The sequence below is a fragment of the Pseudomonas rhodesiae genome (genome assembly GCF_007858255.1).
Lineage (GTDB): Bacteria > Pseudomonadota > Gammaproteobacteria > Pseudomonadales > Pseudomonadaceae > Aquipseudomonas > Aquipseudomonas rhodesiae.
The window spans coordinates 1-17,015 of the sequence record NZ_VFEU01000042.1; the positions used below are offsets into that span (position 1 = coordinate 1).

Annotated in this window: 14 protein-coding genes and 2 pseudogenes; 11 read left to right on the forward strand and 5 right to left on the reverse strand. The window is 51.9% G+C overall.

The features are described 5' to 3' along the window. Positions 1-199 precede the first annotated feature (199 nt). Genes FIV35_RS28300 through FIV35_RS28310 form a run of 3 tightly spaced genes read left to right on the forward strand, consistent with a single transcriptional unit; the run spans position 200 to position 3,858 of the window. A complete protein-coding gene (locus tag FIV35_RS28300) occupies positions 200-2,020 on the forward strand; it encodes a glucosamine 6-phosphate synthetase (RefSeq protein WP_034137458.1) in 1,821 nt (606 codons plus the stop codon). Positions 2,021-2,035: 15 nt separating this feature from the next. Then, a complete protein-coding gene (locus tag FIV35_RS28305; protein WP_083377896.1) occupies positions 2,036-3,265 on the forward strand; it encodes a glycosyltransferase family 4 protein in 1,230 nt (409 codons plus the stop codon). Next, positions 3,262-3,858 (forward strand): sugar transferase, encoded by a 597-nt coding sequence (locus tag FIV35_RS28310; RefSeq protein ID WP_034137459.1) that lies wholly within the window; start codon positions 3,262-3,264, stop codon positions 3,856-3,858. The genes FIV35_RS28305 and FIV35_RS28310 overlap by 4 nt, the downstream gene beginning before the upstream one ends. Before the next feature lie 178 nt (positions 3,859-4,036). Here the strand turns inward: FIV35_RS28310 and FIV35_RS30045 are convergent. The 3 genes and pseudogenes from FIV35_RS30045 to FIV35_RS28325 all read right to left on the reverse strand — a co-directional run. Further along, a pseudogene (locus tag FIV35_RS30045) lies at positions 4,037-4,650 on the reverse strand (IS66 family transposase); the annotation flags it as partial. 18 nt (positions 4,651-4,668) lie between these two features. After that, entirely contained in the window at positions 4,669-4,998 is a 330-nt protein-coding gene (gene tnpB, locus FIV35_RS28320; protein WP_231980864.1) for an IS66 family insertion sequence element accessory protein TnpB, read from the reverse strand. 453 nt (positions 4,999-5,451) lie between these two features. Beyond that, on the reverse strand, positions 5,452-6,606 hold the full coding sequence (locus tag FIV35_RS28325) for a hypothetical protein (protein ID WP_146375109.1): 1,155 nt from the start codon (positions 6,604-6,606) through the stop codon (positions 5,452-5,454). A 404-nt stretch (positions 6,607-7,010) separates the two neighbouring features. Here FIV35_RS28325 and FIV35_RS28330 point away from each other — a divergent pair. From FIV35_RS28330 to FIV35_RS28355, 6 genes and pseudogenes are all read left to right on the forward strand, one after another. After that, positions 7,011-7,228: pseudogene (locus tag FIV35_RS28330) on the forward strand (IS3 family transposase); the annotation flags it as partial. Positions 7,229-7,698: 470 nt separating this feature from the next. Continuing rightward, complete coding sequence (locus FIV35_RS28335) at positions 7,699-8,871, forward strand: DegT/DnrJ/EryC1/StrS family aminotransferase (RefSeq protein WP_034137460.1); 1,173 nt, start codon at positions 7,699-7,701, stop codon at positions 8,869-8,871. Between the two features lie 183 nt (positions 8,872-9,054). Continuing rightward, entirely contained in the window at positions 9,055-11,049 is a 1,995-nt protein-coding gene (locus tag FIV35_RS28340; RefSeq protein ID WP_034137492.1) for a polysaccharide biosynthesis protein, read from the forward strand. 111 nt (positions 11,050-11,160) lie between these two features. Beyond that, positions 11,161-11,493: a ComEA family DNA-binding protein gene (locus tag FIV35_RS28345; protein ID WP_034137461.1), complete on the forward strand. Its 333-nt coding sequence runs from the start codon at positions 11,161-11,163 to the stop codon at positions 11,491-11,493. 175 nt (positions 11,494-11,668) lie between these two features. After that, positions 11,669-12,313 carry a GntR family transcriptional regulator gene (locus tag FIV35_RS28350; RefSeq protein ID WP_034137462.1) on the forward strand — a complete coding sequence of 215 codons (645 nt, stop codon included), beginning with the start codon at positions 11,669-11,671 and terminating at the stop codon, positions 12,311-12,313. 13 nt (positions 12,314-12,326) lie between these two features. Next, entirely contained in the window at positions 12,327-13,175 is an 849-nt protein-coding gene (locus FIV35_RS28355) for an urea carboxylase-associated family protein (RefSeq protein WP_034137463.1), read from the forward strand. Positions 13,176-13,183: 8 nt separating this feature from the next. Here FIV35_RS28355 and FIV35_RS28360 read toward each other — a convergent pair whose 3' ends face one another. Continuing rightward, entirely contained in the window at positions 13,184-13,351 is a 168-nt protein-coding gene (locus tag FIV35_RS28360; protein WP_012722955.1) for a DUF2897 family protein, read from the reverse strand. 110 nt (positions 13,352-13,461) lie between these two features. Continuing rightward, positions 13,462-14,826, reverse strand: a complete 1,365-nt coding sequence (eat, locus tag FIV35_RS28365) for an ethanolamine permease (RefSeq protein WP_034096554.1) — start codon at positions 14,824-14,826, stop codon at positions 13,462-13,464. Positions 14,827-15,216: 390 nt separating this feature from the next. Here eat and kdpF point away from each other — a divergent pair, with 390 nt between their 5' ends. Together kdpF and kdpA are read left to right on the forward strand one after the other, a co-directional pair. Next, positions 15,217-15,306: a K(+)-transporting ATPase subunit F gene (gene kdpF, locus FIV35_RS28370; RefSeq protein WP_003218754.1), complete on the forward strand. Its 90-nt coding sequence runs from the start codon at positions 15,217-15,219 to the stop codon at positions 15,304-15,306. Positions 15,307-15,315: 9 nt separating this feature from the next. Further along, entirely contained in the window at positions 15,316-17,010 is a 1,695-nt protein-coding gene (gene kdpA, locus FIV35_RS28375) for a potassium-transporting ATPase subunit KdpA (RefSeq protein ID WP_034137464.1), read from the forward strand. Positions 17,011-17,015: the final 5 nt, after the last annotated feature.

The following is a 17,015-nucleotide window of genomic DNA, read 5'->3' on the forward strand; positions in this document are numbered from 1 at the left end:
GCGGGTTTGCTTGCGCTTGCCAGCGTACTCGGCGTCGGCGAAGGTCATCTGCTTCATCGGGAAACTCGGTGGGTGGGGTCGCGGTATTTTGCCAAATCAGAAAGTCTTTTTCAGAGTTTCCTTAGGGGCGTCGCGTTGGTAGAGCGCTGATTGGGCTGAATATCTCCAATCAGCATCATGATTTTATAGGGTTTAAACTATGTGCGGGATATTTGGTATTGTTTCTTCATCCGCCGTGGTCGAAAAGGATTTGGCTTTTTTGGCTCGGCATGCGATGCAACGTGGTAGAGATTCAAGTGGTTTTTTGATGTGGGACTCGTCCACCTATAAAGCTACAAGAGCCGACTACGATGTTGTCTCACTCTTGAAGCGAAATCCGGTAAGAAATGCCACCTTGGTGGTAGGCCATAGCCGCTTGATAACTAATGGGCTTTCCGATAATCAGCCAGTCGTGCGTGAAAATATCTGCGTATTCCATAACGGTATCATTGTGAATGATGCTGAAATCTGGGATCAGATCACGCCAGAGCGCAAGTTGGAAATAGACAGTGAGGTTATCGCCGCTATTACCGAGCAATACCTGGCTAATAATGTCGATCTGAGCGGCCTTGCCGCTGCGGTCCTTTCTCTTTGTAAGGGCGTGGTTGCGTGCGCAATCCTTTTGCCTGAGCGTGGAAAGGCATTGATTTTTTCCAACAACGGCAGTCTGTACGTAGGCGAATCAAATGGAAATGTCTGTTTTTCGTCCGAGCGCTTCCCGCTAGCTGAAATCGGTTGTACCTCTATCAAGCAGGTACGTGAGGATGCGGTAGAAATTGATATCCCTACCTCATCGAAACTGACGGTGTCTGATGATAACCGTCGTGTTCACAACCTGATTCCGCCGTTTAAATTTAATCAGATCGAGGAGAAGTTGCTAGAGTTCAACACTCCAGAATTGCGGCGCTGTACCAAATGCATTCTTCCGGAGACCATGCCTTATATTACATTTGACGCGATTGGCGTATGTAATTATTGCAACACTTACAAGCTTCGGAATGTGCCTAAGCCGAAGCAGGAAATCTTTGATCTGGTAGCGCCTTATCGCCGTAATGGTGCACTGGATTGTATTGTGCCTTTTTCCGGAGGACGCGATAGTTGTTACGGTTTGCACTTGATAGTTAAAGAGCTGGGCATGAATCCAGTGACGTATACCTATGATTGGGGAATGGTCACGGATTTGGGGCGCCGCAATATCAGTAGGATGTGTGCTGAGCTGGGTGTCGAAAATATTATCATTGCTGATGATCTTGACAAGAAGAGAAATAATATTGCAGTCAACTTGAAGGCTTGGCTGAAGTCTCCGCACCTCGGGATGATTAGTATTCTGACCGCAGGTGACAAACACTTTTTCCGCCATGTGGAGACCGTTAAGCGTCAAACAGGTGTTGGTTTGAACTTGTGGGGTGTGAATCCATTGGAAGTTACACACTTCAAAGCAGGCTTTCTCGGTATACCGCCTGACTTTGAGGAAAAGCGTGTTTACATGCATGGTTGGCAAAAGCAAATTGAGTACCAGAGCCTGCGCTTCAAGGCTATGTTGAAGAGCCCTGGCTATTTTAATTCGTCCCTCTGGGATACGTTGTCCGGTGAATATTACAGAAGTTTCACCGAGAAAAAAGATTACTATCATATCTTTGATTACTGGAGCTGGGATGAGAAAACCATCGATGACACGTTGATTGGTGAATACGATTGGGAGACGGCTGTCGATACCAGCACTACCTGGCGCATCGGTGATGGCACGGCGGCGTTTTATAATTATATTTACTACACAGTTGCGGGTTTCTCTGAACATGATACGTTCCGCAGTAACCAGATTCGTGAAGGCGTCATGACGCGTGAGCGAGCACTTGAACTTGTACGGGATGAAAATCAACCAAGATATCAAAATATACGCTGGTACCTTGATGCTTTAGGTATGGACTTTAGTGATGTTATAAAAACTATTAACTCTATACCAAAACTGTACAAATTTTAAATCGGTCTGATTTTGATGAATAAGACATTCTGGTACATCACAAAGTATTTTTCTCCTAAAACCGCCAGCAGTCCGGGAGGGCGCGGCTGGTTTCTGGTTGAAGAAATGCAGAAGGCCGGTTGTGAGGCTGTAGTCATTACGTCTGACTCGAACAATTTGGTCGACGTTCCCGAGTTGTCCCGACGGGTGACCACGCAGGAAGTATCTGGCGTGAAAATTGTTTGGCTTAAAACCTTGAAGTATTCCGTTGCCAAATCATCTCGCAGGATTTTGAGTTGGCTTCACTTCGAATGGAATATTCTGCTTCTGGATAAAAAAGGACTTCCACGTCCTGATGTTATCGTTGTCTCCAGCTTGTCGCTTTTCACGATACTTAATGGGTTGTTGCTTCGGCGGAAATACAAGTGTCGATTGGTGTTTGAGGTCCGCGATATTTGGCCGCTCACCATCATTGAAGAGGGAGGATTCAGTAAAGATAATATTTTTGTCAGAGGCTTGTCCTTTCTTGAAAAAATGGCTTATAAAAAGTCAGACGCTATTATCGGTACTATGCCCAATCTCGCTGAGCATGTGAAGAACGAGATCGGGCACGAGCGTCCGGTATTTTGTATTCCGATGGGAGTGAGTGAGGATCATCTTAGTCAAACCAAGACATTGACTGATGACTACCAGAGTACGTTTTTCTCGGTGCCAAAATTCAGAATTGTCCATGCGGGTACTATTGGGATCACCAATGCGCTTGAGCCTTTTTTTGAGGCTGCTGAAGCGCTCAAAGATCATGGCGACATAGAGTTCGTGATGGTCGGGGACGGAGCTCTTAAAAAACAGTTTCAAAAAACGTATGGGCATTTATCGAACCTGGTTTTTGCTCCAAAAGTTTCCAGGGATAGAGTACAGGCTGTTTTGGTTAACGCCGACATACTGTATTTTTCGGTCTACCCTTCAAAGGTCTGGAATTATGGACAATCTTTGAATAAAGTAATCGATTACATGCTTGCGGGTAAGCCGGTTGTTGCTTCATACAGTGGCTACCCTTCTATGATCAATGAGGCGGACTGTGGTGTTTATGTTCCGGCCAGTGATGTAGAAAGTTTGGTAACTTGTATTCTAGAGATGAAATCCCGGACCCCCATTGAGCGTGAAGAGATGGGTATGCGCGGGCGGCAATGGCTGTTGGATAAACGAAGTTATCCTAAGTTAGCCAAGGACTACATGGATGTGATATTCGAGGGACACCATTCATGAAGCGGTTCTTTGATGTCCTGCTCTCCATTCTTGCACTATCCGTCTTATGGCCGGTCATGGTGTGGACAGCATGGGCAGTTCGCAAGAAACTTGGAACACCGGTTATTTTTCGCCAAGTCCGGCCAGGCTTACATGGGAAGCCATTTGAGTTTATTAAGTTTCGCACGATGCGGGACTCTTTTGATTCACAGGGCAACCCGTTACCTGACTCAGAACGGATGACACAATTTGGCCAATTCCTTCGCTCCAGTAGCCTGGACGAACTGCCTGGCTTGTGGAACGTCATCAAGGGCGATATGAGCCTCGTAGGGCCTCGGCCGCTGTTAACTGAATATCTTCCTTTATATACAACTGAACAGGCTCGCCGTCATGATGTTCGTCCGGGGATTACCGGTTGGGCACAAGTGAATGGTCGCAACTCTTTGAGTTGGGAGGCCAAGTTCGAACTAGACGTGTGGTACGTTGATAACCACAGTATCTGGCTAGATGCAAAGATCATCATTATGACGGTGAAGAAAGTGTTTGTTCGTGACGGTATCAGTGCTGAAGGCGAGGCGACCATGTCTCGTTTTCGTGGTAGCGAAAAGAAATAAACAACGTAGCGATCCATAAATCCCACTTTTTGAGATGCGGATTTAATGATTTCCGTGGTATCTCTGGCGTGCAAACCCACGGCAGCGTGGCTTCGAAGAGAGGCTTGTGGTAGGAGCTCAAGTACATGGTGCCGGCATACATAGAGCTCTCGGCCGTTGGCTTTAGCCATCTCGACCAAATCGACGCCGCGTCGACCGAGCACTTTTTCGAAACGAGGCAGTAGCAGACCATCGACATATTGGTCGTTAGCAACATCGGCAACACGGTGGGATAGTCATGCTTTTTTCGATCAGCTGCGCCGGTTTGTCGGCGGTGGTCAGCGCGGTTTTATAGCCATAGCAGGCGTAGACCTTGCTCACATTTTTGATCACGCGGATTTGCTTCGGCACGATCTTGAGGTGCTCGCTGATTCCTCACCAATTCTGTGTTTATGGCAACCGTAGGCACATATCAGCTCGTGCTTGGGCAGTTCGTGAATGACTTCAATAAGCGGAAGATCGACGGGCAGAGGCTTGTGTTTGATCATCGCTTGGTCGGAGCTATGACCTCTTCTTCCACCGTGGCGACAGACTCGGCCACGCTTTCAGCTTCGTTTAATAAAGCCATTTGCTGGGTCGCGGGATTGAATGTCTGTTCTGACTAGCGCCCGAAAAGACGCTGACACAACAGCACTTTTCTTCTTCGAGATGAACGATCTTGCCCTTATCTGAATCGCGTTTACTCAGCATTTGCTCAAGCAGTTGCTTAAGCAAGAGAGGGGCGCCAGAAAGGTCTTTGGGCATGAGAACCATTCCATGAATTACACCGAATCAGGCGCCGAATCGAGGCGTCAACATTGGATGTGGCCGGTTACGCCACAAATACATATCGTCCAATAACCAGTTCCGTTTTTGAACCGTCAGCACGCTGGCTTCATCTGGCCAATTCGGCGATGTTTTAAAGCGCTTAAACTCCAGCCACTTTATCCAAAGGTAAAATCCGTTACGTTCCCAATATATAATCTTCACTCGGTTTCGAGGCTTGTTAAGGAGGACGGAAAGCACTGGGCCAAATACTGAGACCTTGATGTCTAGTTCGACCAGAGCCCCTAGGCCGTTGGTGGATTTCCGGAAGTCTAACGGCTTGTGGTACAGATGCACTTTTTCGACTTTGGCATGGGGCCCATCATGTTGGCCGGGCTCCAGAAAGAGATCGGGAGCGCAGCATCTGGCAACAGCTAAGCGCTTTGAGTGTGAGGTTTATGGAGCGCTTACTTTTACTCGATGAAAGTATTCAGCTTTTATGAGAAGCTCATGCTGACAGTGCTTAGAAGTCCGTCGATCAAAACTATAAGAGAGTTTTCTGCAGAGATATTCATCATGCAGCTTCCGTGGGTGGTTCTTTTGTGAAAATCTTCAGGTTAGAGATGCGTTCGCTAGTATCCGAAAATGCATAGCTTTCTATATTGATTAAGTTCTAACGTTGCACTGCAGTTACTGCGCGGGGTCATCTGGCGCCCGCGTTAGCTTTAAGCGCTGTGCGGAGACTTCGCCGATGCAGTTTATCCAGTCCAGCGTTACCACATGATGGTGAGGGAAGGCGACTGTCTGATGTCAATTATAGTTTTTTGCATAACTATAATTTGTTGTGCATCCAGGTTTGGTGACTTTATAGATGGCCCCGTATTCGGCCACTTTGGATGGAGCTATTGTTTCTGGTGCTGAATCAGACGAAGTCCAAGTCCTCAGATTTGAAGTGGTTACATACAGAGCGCCTTCAAACGGAACCATAGCGGTGACCCGTTGGCCGAAGAACGATGAGTCCAGGCCGTCGACCTCCCTATCTGAGTAAGGTATGAAAGTCTCACCTTTTACGTTGCTGAAGAACCTATTGAAAAATTTCCACACTCTTGCTGTGTGATCGTATCGCCAAACTTCACCCTTTGGCCAATACCCGACGAACAAATCACCGCAATACTCTGCCATCGTCTGTGCTTCATAGCCCAAACGCTGATTAGCCAATTCTGCAATTTTCGGAGGTGTCATGCTAGACGGTTTCAGCTCGGTACCATCAAACTCATACAGACGGCCCGTCGGCCATTCTCCTAGTAAGACTTTTCCTTGGTAGGTTATTGAGCTGTAGAATTGTATCGCCCTAGGCTTGGTTAATTGAGTTAGCTCGGGATTAGCACACGAATAAACATCGTTATGCATCGACATCCGGCACCACTCGCCGTCTTTGAAAAGTAATGCATCCCCGTAATTTGTTATAGACAGCACGGCGCCTTCATTCTTGGCATAAACATAAGGAAAAGTGCCTGGCTGGAAGCTGAATATTTTACACTCGCGGTCATTTGGTAGCGGGCATGCTGAAATGGAACCAGAATAAGAGTCAGTCTGAAAGTTGTATCCGAGAGCACTATAGTCACTGTCAGCGGTAAAATTTACAGACGTATAACCGCCGAGCCAGTTTTTTTTGTAGCTTATATGATTTGCTCGATCCTCAAAATATAGCGATCCATTATGAACGAAGGCATAACCAGTTCGAAATTTTTTCGAGGGTGGGCTAATTTTTTTAATTTTATAGCTGTGTTCGCTTTCAATAAATTTGTGAATTCCATTAGATCCGCTTTGGGAATACGTTTGCCAATGGTCAACTGGCGAGGATGTCCAGCGCTCCTCTATTCGTTCAGACGAGTTATTCGTAGCGGTTTCTGCAAAGACTCCTTGGGGAATAGCGACAGCATATGCCACGGTAAAGAACTTCAAGCAAAAGCGCGTACTTCTTAACACGGTATAGCCTCTTAATCAGTCATTCATTTTTTATCAAACTCAGCTTTACCTTACGCAAAGGAGCAAGGCGGTGGGGCCTCTCCTTCCAAAGGCATCCCGCCTGATGGCGCAACCAGGAGCATGGCGGCATATTCTACAAGCTACCGTCGGGCATGTCAGTTGACTTATGATCGATTGGCCAGGTGCCCCTGTGAGTCACCGGCATCACCAAAAAAGTAGATTGGCTAGTACAGTGGTTTCGGTAGTCTTTGGTATGGAGCCAGCAGGCGCTGGTGCATGCATCGACATGCGATTCCTGTCTCGGTCGCAGTGTAAAAAATCACATGCTAACCGCAAAGGCACTGATGGTTTGCCGGTCAGGGCGCCGCACGCGTTTGGGTTGGGGGGGGGGGGGCATGCGCTGGTACGATAACAAATACCGGCACGGCCGAATCCGGTTCTTCACACGGGCTGAACGACATCAAGGGCTGGACCATCAGGTCTTCGCCCGGCGACATGAGTTGTACGAACGAGCCAAAGAGCAAAAAGGCCGGAACGGTGGTCGGATCGAACGCGTAACCGGGAGCCACTCGGCATTGTTAGACGGTTGATGCGATAACAACCTTGAAAAATGCCGGAATTTAGAGCCCGAAGGTGGACTGCCCCGAAGTCATTGAGGAAAATATTCTGCTTGCGTTACAAATCAGGGCGCTCCCCCCTACCTTGGTTCAGGCCAATAGAGGGTATTCTGCTTAGGTCATTCTCTGATGCCGTCGAGAGGGGGCGTTTGTGTCAATTCATTGGGGGGCTGGGAAGGCATGCTCACTAGTAAAGGACGGATGCGCTCGCGACGCACAGTATTTCTGTGTGAAGTGAGCTTTCCCAGAGAAGCTAAAGGAGCAAAGTAGGCAGACTAGATTTGCGCTTTTCGTATTATTTTTGAACGTAGGGCTTTACAAACTTGATGCAAAGCGACTTATTTTTTGAACATTAGCGCACTAGCTGATCGTATAGCCTGTATTGGGTAATTTTCCATGGGGGTCATAACGGCTGGTATGCTAACTGAAAGAGTTATTCAATAGGGACTTTATGCTTAATACACCTTTTTCACCTTGGCCAAGTTTTACCTTTCAAGAGGCTGATGCGGTCCGTGATGTGATTTTGTCTAACAAAGTCAACTATTGGACAGGACAGGAATGCCGATTGTTCGAAAAGAGCTTCGCATCCTGGGTTGGGTCTACACATGCGGTTGCCCTAGCTAATGGCACGCTAGCGTTAGATGTAGCCCTGTTGGCGTTGGGTATTGGGGAGGGTGACGAGGTGATTGTTACACCTCGGACTTTTCTTGCGTCTGTATCGAGTATTGTTAACGCTGGTGCGATTCCGGTTTTCGCCGAGGTGGACCGGGATACTCAAAACATCACTGCTGATACGATTCGCTCCGTGCTCACACCTCGATCAAGAGCGATTATCTGTGTGCATCTTGCCGGTTGGCCTTGCGATATGGATCCAATCATGGCCTTAGCCGAGAAGCACGATCTCAAGGTCATCGAAGACTGCGCTCAGGCGCATGGCGCTCAATACAAAAAACGTTCAGTAGGCTCCATCGGTCATATTGGCGCCTGGTCGTTCTGCCAGGACAAAATCATGACGACTGGCGGGGAAGGAGGGATGGTCACTACCAGTGACCCAGAGTTGTGGTCGCGCATGTGGTCTTACAAGGATCACGGTAAATCCTGGCCGGCGGTCTATGAGCGCGAGCACCCTTCTGGCTTCCGATGGCTTCATGAAAGCTTCGGTACTAACTGGAGAATGATGGAGGTACAGGGGGTAATCGGGCGTATCCAGTTGGAACGGATGGCTAGTTGGAGCGCTGCGCGACAGGGAAATGCTGAGCGTATTTGGGATGCTGCGCGAGCTTTTTCTGGTTTGCGCGTTCCTGACGTGCCTATGGAAATCAAACACGCGGCGTACAAGTGCTACATATTCGTCGAATCATCCGCGCTAAATGAAGGTTGGTCGCGCGACCGCATTCTGAATGAAATCAACGCACTTGGTGTGCCTTGCTATTCAGGCTCATGTTCTGAAGTCTATTTGGAAAAAGCGTTTGACCAAACCGGCTGGCGGCCGCAAGTAAGACTGCCCGTTGCTAGAGAACTTGGCGAATCCAGCCTAATGTTTTTGGTGCATCCAACACTTACTGAGGCTGAAATTAGTAAGACATGTGAAGTGCTGGCTGAAGTCATGGCCAAGGCATGTTAATTGATGAACTGACGCTGTCGTACGACTCAATGGCCGTCATTCAACGGGTCATGACAGTGATAAGGCTTCCCTGGCACCTGCACTTAATGCGGTGAGAATTTGCCAAGCTAGAAAGCGGTACGGAGCCGTACGATGAAAAATGATGCGTCAAAACAGGAGCGGTGTGAGGTGGACGAAGGATTTATGGAAAGGGTTCGGACATGTCTGGTTGGACTGCCGCGCCGGAAAAAAAGATTGATCCAGGTCTCTACTGATGTATTGGTGGTCTGGTGTGCGCTCTGGCTGGCATTCGTCGTTCGACTCGGCGTTGACGAAATGATCAATCCCTTCTTCGATCATCTCTGGTTATTTCTAGCTGCGCCTGTGGTTGCAATACCTTTGTTCATACGTTTCGGTATGTACCGCGCAGTTATGCGTTATTTCGGTAATGATGCGCTCATCGCCATTATTAAGGCAGTCAGCCTGTCAGCGCTGATTTTAGGGGTTGTCGTATACTGGTATAGCAATCATCAACATGTTATTCCCCGTTCTATTATTTTCAATTACTGGTGGCTCAGTCTTATTATGGTGGGTGGCTTGAGATTGGGAATGCGCCAGTATTTCTTGGGTGACTGGTTTTCCGCAACTCAACACGTTCCCTTTACGAGCCGAGAAGACGGTTTACCTCGAGTAGCCATTTATGGTGCGGGCGCCGCGGGAAACCAATTAGTAGCCGCTCTCAGAATGGGACGGGTCATGAGGCCTGTAGCGTTTATCGACGATGATAGCAGCATCAGTGATCGCGTTATTTCTGGGCTTCAAGTCTATAAACCAAAACATATTCAACGGATGATTGACGTCACAGGGGCGGAGGAGATTCTGCTCGCTATTCCTTCATCTAATCGTGCGCGTCGACGTGAGATTCTTGGGTTCCTTGAAAGTTTTCCGCTTCATGTACGCAGTGTTCCTGGCTTTATGGATTTGGCGAGTGGTCGGGTCAAAGTAGACGATATCCAAGAAGTTGATATCGCTGATTTGTTGGGTCGTGATGCCGTACCTGCTCAAGAGGAATTATTGGAACATTGTATCAAGGGGCAGAGCGTTCTAGTTACGGGGGCTGGTGGTTCCATTGGCTCTGAGTTGTGCCGACAAATTTTGACGCTCCGTCCGATGACTCTGTTGCTGTTCGAACATAGTGAATTCAATCTTTACAGTATTCTTTCTGAACTTGAGCAGCGCATTAGTCGTGAATCCTTATCTGTGAAATTACTTCCGATTTTAGGGTCTGTGCGCAATCAGTCGAAACTCCTTGATGTGATGAGAACTTGGCGTGTAGATACTGTCTACCATGCCGCAGCTTATAAACATGTTCCGATGGTCGAGCACAATATCGCCGAAGGTGTTTTGAATAATGTTATTGGTACACTTAATACTGCACAAGCTGCACTGCAGGCAGGGGTTGCCAACTTCGTTTTGATTTCCACGGACAAGGCTGTACGTCCAACTAATGTCATGGGTAGTACCAAACGTTTGGCCGAGCTAACCCTGCAGGCTCTAAGCCGTGAGTTGGCTCCGGTGTTGTTTGGGGATAGGTCCAATATTTCACGTGTGAATAAAACCCGATTTACAATGGTCCGCTTTGGTAATGTTTTAGGGTCGTCGGGCTCGGTTATTCCGCTATTTCATAGGCAAATCAAATCTGGTGGCCCTCTCACGGTTACCCACCCGAAAATTACTCGATACTTCATGACGATCCCTGAGGCCGCACAGTTGGTTATCCAGGCGGGCTCTATGGGGCAGGGTGGGGATGTATTTGTACTGGACATGGGGGAACCGGTAAAAATCGTCGAACTGGCAGAAAAGATGATTCATCTGTCCGGTCTGAGCATACGCTCGGACAAAAACATCCACGGTGATATTGCGATTGAATTTACCGGCTTACGTCCCGGCGAAAAACTTTATGAAGAGTTACTCATCGGTGACAACGTGGTCGCCACTCGACACCCTATGATCATGAGTGCAAATGAGGATCATCTCCCATGGGAGATATTGAAAGTCAGGTTGGCCGAGTTGCTATCGGCCTTAGATCAGGACGATTACGTTAGTGTCCGCTTACTGCTGCGAGATACTGTCAGCGGTTACACCCCGGATGGTGAAATTGTAGACTGGATTCATCAGCAACGCCGACTTGATCCCTGAGCTCACACCCAGTTACGTACTCACTTTTGACACCCTCCAGCCATCGACTAAGTTAGAAAAGCAGCTTCGGAAAAGCTGCTTTTTTCTAAACGATGTCATGGAGCTTCACCAATGCAAAACACCTATATCTCCTCCCTTGTTTTCGCTTTCCTCACCACTCTCTCCCTAGCCACTACAGCAGCCCAGTCAGTCAAACCCGCAGCCCCAGGCCCGATCACCGCGCTGATTACCCAGGTCGAGCAGTCCGCCAAGGTGAACCTTAATGCCGCCGATGCCGAAACCCTGCGCCGCGATCTTTTCGGGGTCGGTGCTGCCAAAGCCAAGGCTATTGTCGCTTACCGTGAAACCAATGGTCCGTTCACTGCGGTGGATGAGCTGCTGGAAGTGAAGGGCATCGGCAAGGCGTTGCTGGAAAAGAATCGCGATAGGCTGGAAATCAAATAAGCACCCGAAGGCCGGTCATTAACCGGCCTTCTTCCATTGTTCATCGGAAAACTAACCCTCCCGATGTACATAATCCACATTTTCGCCATCGGCAATGGACCTCATCGACAGCCGATACTGGCACAAATATTGTATACCTCTACACAAAAGATTGTTCAACAATCCCGAGGTACTTATGCCAGCAAACTTGTCTCTAGCCGACCAAATCGCGCTGGAACTACGGGCCGATATTATTGGTGGCCGACTCTTGCCTGGAATGGGCTTGGTCGAGGCCGAGCTGGTCAAGTCTTATAACGCCTCGCGCAATACAATCCGCGAAGCCCTGCATCGCTTGGGCCAGGAAGGGCTGACACGCTATGTGCGCAATAAGGGCGTTATGGTCCGGCGGCTGGCACGAGAGGAGGTGCGTGATTTGTTTGTGGTCCGTCGTACTTTGGAGTTGCAAGCTATCGCCCAAAGTGCTGCGCTCACTCGTGAGCAATCCGAGCACATGCAAAACGCTATCGACGCCACCACTCTTGCCCGAGAGCGCGAAGATTGGCGGGCGGTTGCCACTCACAGTTTGATGTTTCACCAGCAGATCGTCGGGTTGCTGCACAGCCCATTCTTCAATGAGTTTTTCGCCCAGGTAATCGCCCAATTACGCCTGGTATTTTGTGCCGCTCCCGATGAGCAGCGTTTCCAGTTGCCCTGGCTAGAACGGGACCGTGAGATCTACGCGTTCTTAGCCAATAACAACAAGCCGGCCGCCAGCGAGGCAATGAGCCTCTACCTGGATGATTCCGAACACCTTTCCCTCGCCCTCTTTGATCATCCTTGATGGAGGATTGCCCATGTACAAAGACTACCCCGCCGCCTATCAGGTCAGTAAAGGTTCAGCATTGCAGGTGGATACGGCATTTTATGAACGCATCCGGGATCGCAAGGATCAACGCCAGTTGATCGAACAGTTCGAAGTGCCGATTCGTACGGGGAGGGCATGGAAAGTACCGGCCGGGCATGTGTTTCGCGTGACCACGCCGGACGGCCCGCAGGTTGGCGATTTCAACGTATGGAACGCCAATGACCCGCGGGAGCGTTTGTGGGCGGCGCGTACCCGGCAATTACAGGGCGCCCATGTCAGCACTCATGACCGGCTATGGTCCAACCTGCCATTTTTACGCCCCTTGGTCACCATCACCGACGACAGCCTGGCCAACTACGGCATCGACGAGCACGGCGGGCGGTTGCACGATCTGCTCGGTACGCGTTGCGACCCCTATGTGAACCGTATGCTCACCGGCGAAGACTTCCATCATCACTGCCATTCGAACCTGACCCGGGCGGTGTTACCCCACGGCCTGACGGAGTTCGATGTGCATGACGTGTTGAATATTTTCCAATGCACGGGCCTCAATCATGACGACATGTACTTCATGAAAGCCTGCCCCGCGCAGAAGGGTGATTACCTGGAGTTCTTTGCCGAGATCGATCTGCTGTGTGCGCTGTCGACCTGCCCGGGTGGGGATTTGTCGCTGCCGATGTGGGGGCCGGAGGCGCAAGACCCGCTGACGGTGTGCCGACCACTGGGTGTGGAGATCTATAAATTGGAGGATGAATTGCTGAGTGGCTGGAGCCAGCCGGAGCGTGCTGCCTATAAAGGGCAGCACGGTTTGCAGATTGCCAAAGCGGATTGGGAGTAACTCAAGATTCAGCGATCCTGCGCATCCTTGGCATCCGCCTGCGCATTTCGCTCGGCCACGCGTTTGCGTTGTTCGTCGGTCAGTTCAACCTTGTTGGCGCTGTCTCGCAGCATCATCAGGCCACCGACGATCGACCCGATCGCGACCACTAAAATCAACCATGCATACCACGGCATAACGCTCTCCTTGAGGCAGATTGCCGTGGGAGGGTTTTCCCACGGGAATAACTGCTTTGAGTTACAGGCTTTCTGAGTAGTTCAGTGTAGGCCTGTTCTGCCTCAAAACTTTAGAGCCCGGTCAACATTGCATCCGCGGGTGCATCGGCGCGGTCTTGGGCGGTCATCTGGAAGTAGATGAACCCCACCACCATAAAGCCCAGGAAGATCAGCCCGATCAGTGCGTTGAACCAGGCCATGGCCACCAGGCATACAACCGCCAACACCAGCGCAATGCCCGGCACGATCGGGTAACCCGGCGCGCGGAAGGTGCGTTCCAGCAGGGGTTCGGTCTTACGCAATTTGAACAGGCTAAGCATGCTCATGATGTACATCACGATGGCGCCGAATACGGCCATGGTGATCATTGCGGCGGTCAGGGTCATGCCGCCCAGGTTGATCAGGCCGTCGCTGTAGATGGCCGCGATGCCGACCACGCCACCGGCGATGATGGCGCGGTGCGGTGTCTGAAAGCGCGACAACTTGGCGAGGGAAGAGGGCAGATAGCCGGCGCGGGCGAGGGCGAAGAACTGGCGCGAGTAGCCCAGGATGATGCCGTGGAAACTCGCCACAAGACCGAACAGACCGATCCACACCAGCATGTGCAACCAACCGGAGCTGTCGCCCACCACGGTTTTCATGGCTTGTGGCAATGGGTCGTTGATGTTCGACAGGGTGCGCCAGTCGCCCACGCCGCCCGCGAAGAACATCACGCCCATGGCCAGGATCACCAGGGTCAGGATGCCGCTGATGTAGGCTTTTGGAATGGTGCGCTTGGGATCTTTCGCCTCTTCGGCGGCCATGGCCGCGCCCTCGATGGCGAGAAAGAACCAGATGGCGAAGGGGATTGCCGCGAACATGCCGGCAATCGCCGGGGCGCCGAAGGTGTCTGAGCCGGCCCAGCCGTTTAGGGCGAAGTTGCTGAAGCTGAAGGCGGGCGCCACCACACCCATGAACACCAGCAACTCAGCAACGGCAAGCACGCACACCACCAGCTCGAAGGTAGCGGCGAGCTTCACGCCGAGGATGTTCAAGCCCATAAATACGATGTAGGCGCCGACGGCGGCGTGTTTGGGGTCCAGCGCCGGAAACTGCACGTTCAGGTAGGCACCGATGGCCAGGGCAATGGCCGGTGGCGCGAAGACGAATTCGATCAGCGTGGCCAACCCGGCGATCAGGCCGCCTTTCTCACCAAAGGCGCGGCGACTGTAGGCAAACGGCCCGCCGGCGTGGGGAATCGCGGTAGTCAGCTCGGTGAAACTGAAGATAAAGCAGGTGTACATGGCCGCCACCATTAATGAGGTCACCAAGAACCCCAGGGTTCCGGCCACACCCCAGCCGTAGCTCCAGCCGAAGTACTCCCCGGAGATCACCAGCCCGACGGCGATGCCCCAGAGATGCAGGGTGCCCAAGCTGGGTTTTAGTTGTGTGTTCATCGTGTGGCGCTCCTTGAACGGGTTGGAATGATTCAAGGTGTTGCAGCGGCCATGCCATGCCGCGCAACCGTGTCGTAAAGCGGCGCAACTGTCGTGTGGGGGATGGTTTGGCGTTTGAAGTTTTGTGGTGTTGCACCAGTTAGGTGCGGCGGTGGCCGGGCCGGCGCTATCGGGGGCAAGCCCCCTCCCACAGGTTGACCTAGGATGCACCCCGGCCAAATGTTGGAGGAGCTTGCCCCCGATAGCGTCCACCCCGGCACCAGCATTCGCATAAACCCACTCTTTACGCCGTCTTTACGCCCCGCCCACACCCTCGCTCTCGTTCCTTTACACCACTCCTGCGGACAATTGGCCCACACGCGGCGCTCGCCGCTAAACGGAGGGACTTCCATGAGTGTTCTGGACGGGGTGTCACTGCTATTGGCCGTGGCGCTGTTCATTTATCTGCTGGTTGCGCTGTTACGCGCGGATCGGAACTAGGAGCAGGCTATGCACAGTTATGACTATTGGCTGATCATCGCCTTCTTCGCCGTGGTGCTGGTGCCCGCGCCGTTTCTGGGGCGGTTCTATTACAAGGTGATGGAAGGCCAGCGCACATGGCTGAGCCCGGTACTGGGGCCCGTCGAAAAAGTCTGCTATCGCTTGGCGGGCGTGGACGCGCAGCAGGAACAGAGCTGGCAGAAATACATGCTGGCCCTGTTGGCGTTCAACCTTGCGGGCTTTGTGTTGTTGTTCTCGATCCTGGTGTTCCAAGGTTCTCTGCCACTGAATCCGCAGAAATTGCCAGGCCAGGAATGGACGCTGGCCTTCAACACAGCGGTCAGTTTCATGACCAACACCAACTGGCAGTCCTACAGCGGTGAGGCGTCCCTGAGCTACCTCAGCCAGATGGCCGGCCTGACTGTGCAGAACTTCGTCAGCGCAGCCACCGGCCTTGCCGTCCTGGTCGCCCTCTGCCGTGGGATCGGTCGTAAGTCCGCACGCACCTTGGGTAACTTCTGGGTCGATATGACCCGCGCCACCCTCTATGGCCTGCTGCCATTGTGCCTGGTACTGGCGCTGTTTCTGGTGTGGCAGGGTGTACCGCAGACCTTCGCTCACTACGTTGATGCCGTGACGCTGCAGGGCGTGGACCAGGTGATTCCCCTCGGCCCGGCCGCCAGCCAGATTGCGATCAAGCAACTGGGCACCAATGGTGGCGGTTTCTTCGGCGTCAACTCGGCGCATCCGTTTGAAGACCCGACTGCCTGGTCCAACCTGTTCGAGGTGGCGTCGATCATCCTGATTCCGGTGGCGTTGGTATTTACCTTTGGTCACTACGTCAAAGACCTGCGTCAGAGCCGCGCGATCCTCGGCTGCATGCTGGCACTGTTCCTGATCGGCGGCGCGACTTCGCTGTGGTCCGAGTACCAGCCCAACCCGACCCTCAACAATCCGGCCGTGGAGCAAACCGCACCGCTGGAAGGTAAGGAAGCGCGCTTCGGCACCACCGGTACCGTGCTGTGGTCGGTGACCACCACCGCCGCGTCCAACGGTTCGGTCAACGGCATGCAGGACAGCCTCAGCCCCCTCAGCGGGATGGTGGCGCTGGTCAATATGATGGTCGGCGAAGTGATCTTCGGCGGTGTCGGCGCCGGCATGTACGGCATGTTGCTCAACGTGTTGATCGCGGTATTCCTCGCCGGCCTGATGATTGGCCGCACCCCGGAATACCTTGGCAAGAAACTCCAGGCCAAGGAAGTGCAACTGCTGGTGGTGACCCTGCTGGTGATGCCGGTTGGCGTGCTGGTACTCGGTGCTATCGCCGCCAGCCTGCCGGGCCCGGCTTCCGCCATCAGCAACCCTGGACCCCACGGCTTCAGCCAGTTGCTCTATGCCTACACCTCAGCCAGCGCCAACAACGGCTCAGCGTTCGGCGGCCTGAGTGCCAACACGCCGTTCCACAACCTGATGTTGGGCCTGGGCATGTTGATCGGCCGCTTCGGTTACATCCTCCCGATACTGGCCCTGGCCGGCAGCCTGGCGATGAAAAAGGCCGCACCCATTGGCCAGAACAGCTTCCCGACCCACGGCCCACTGTTTGTGACGCTGTTGACCGTGACCATCTTGCTGGTGGGCGGCCTGACCTTCCTACCGACGCTGGCACTGGGCCCAATTGCTGAACACCTGAGCATGGGCTTCTGAGGGAT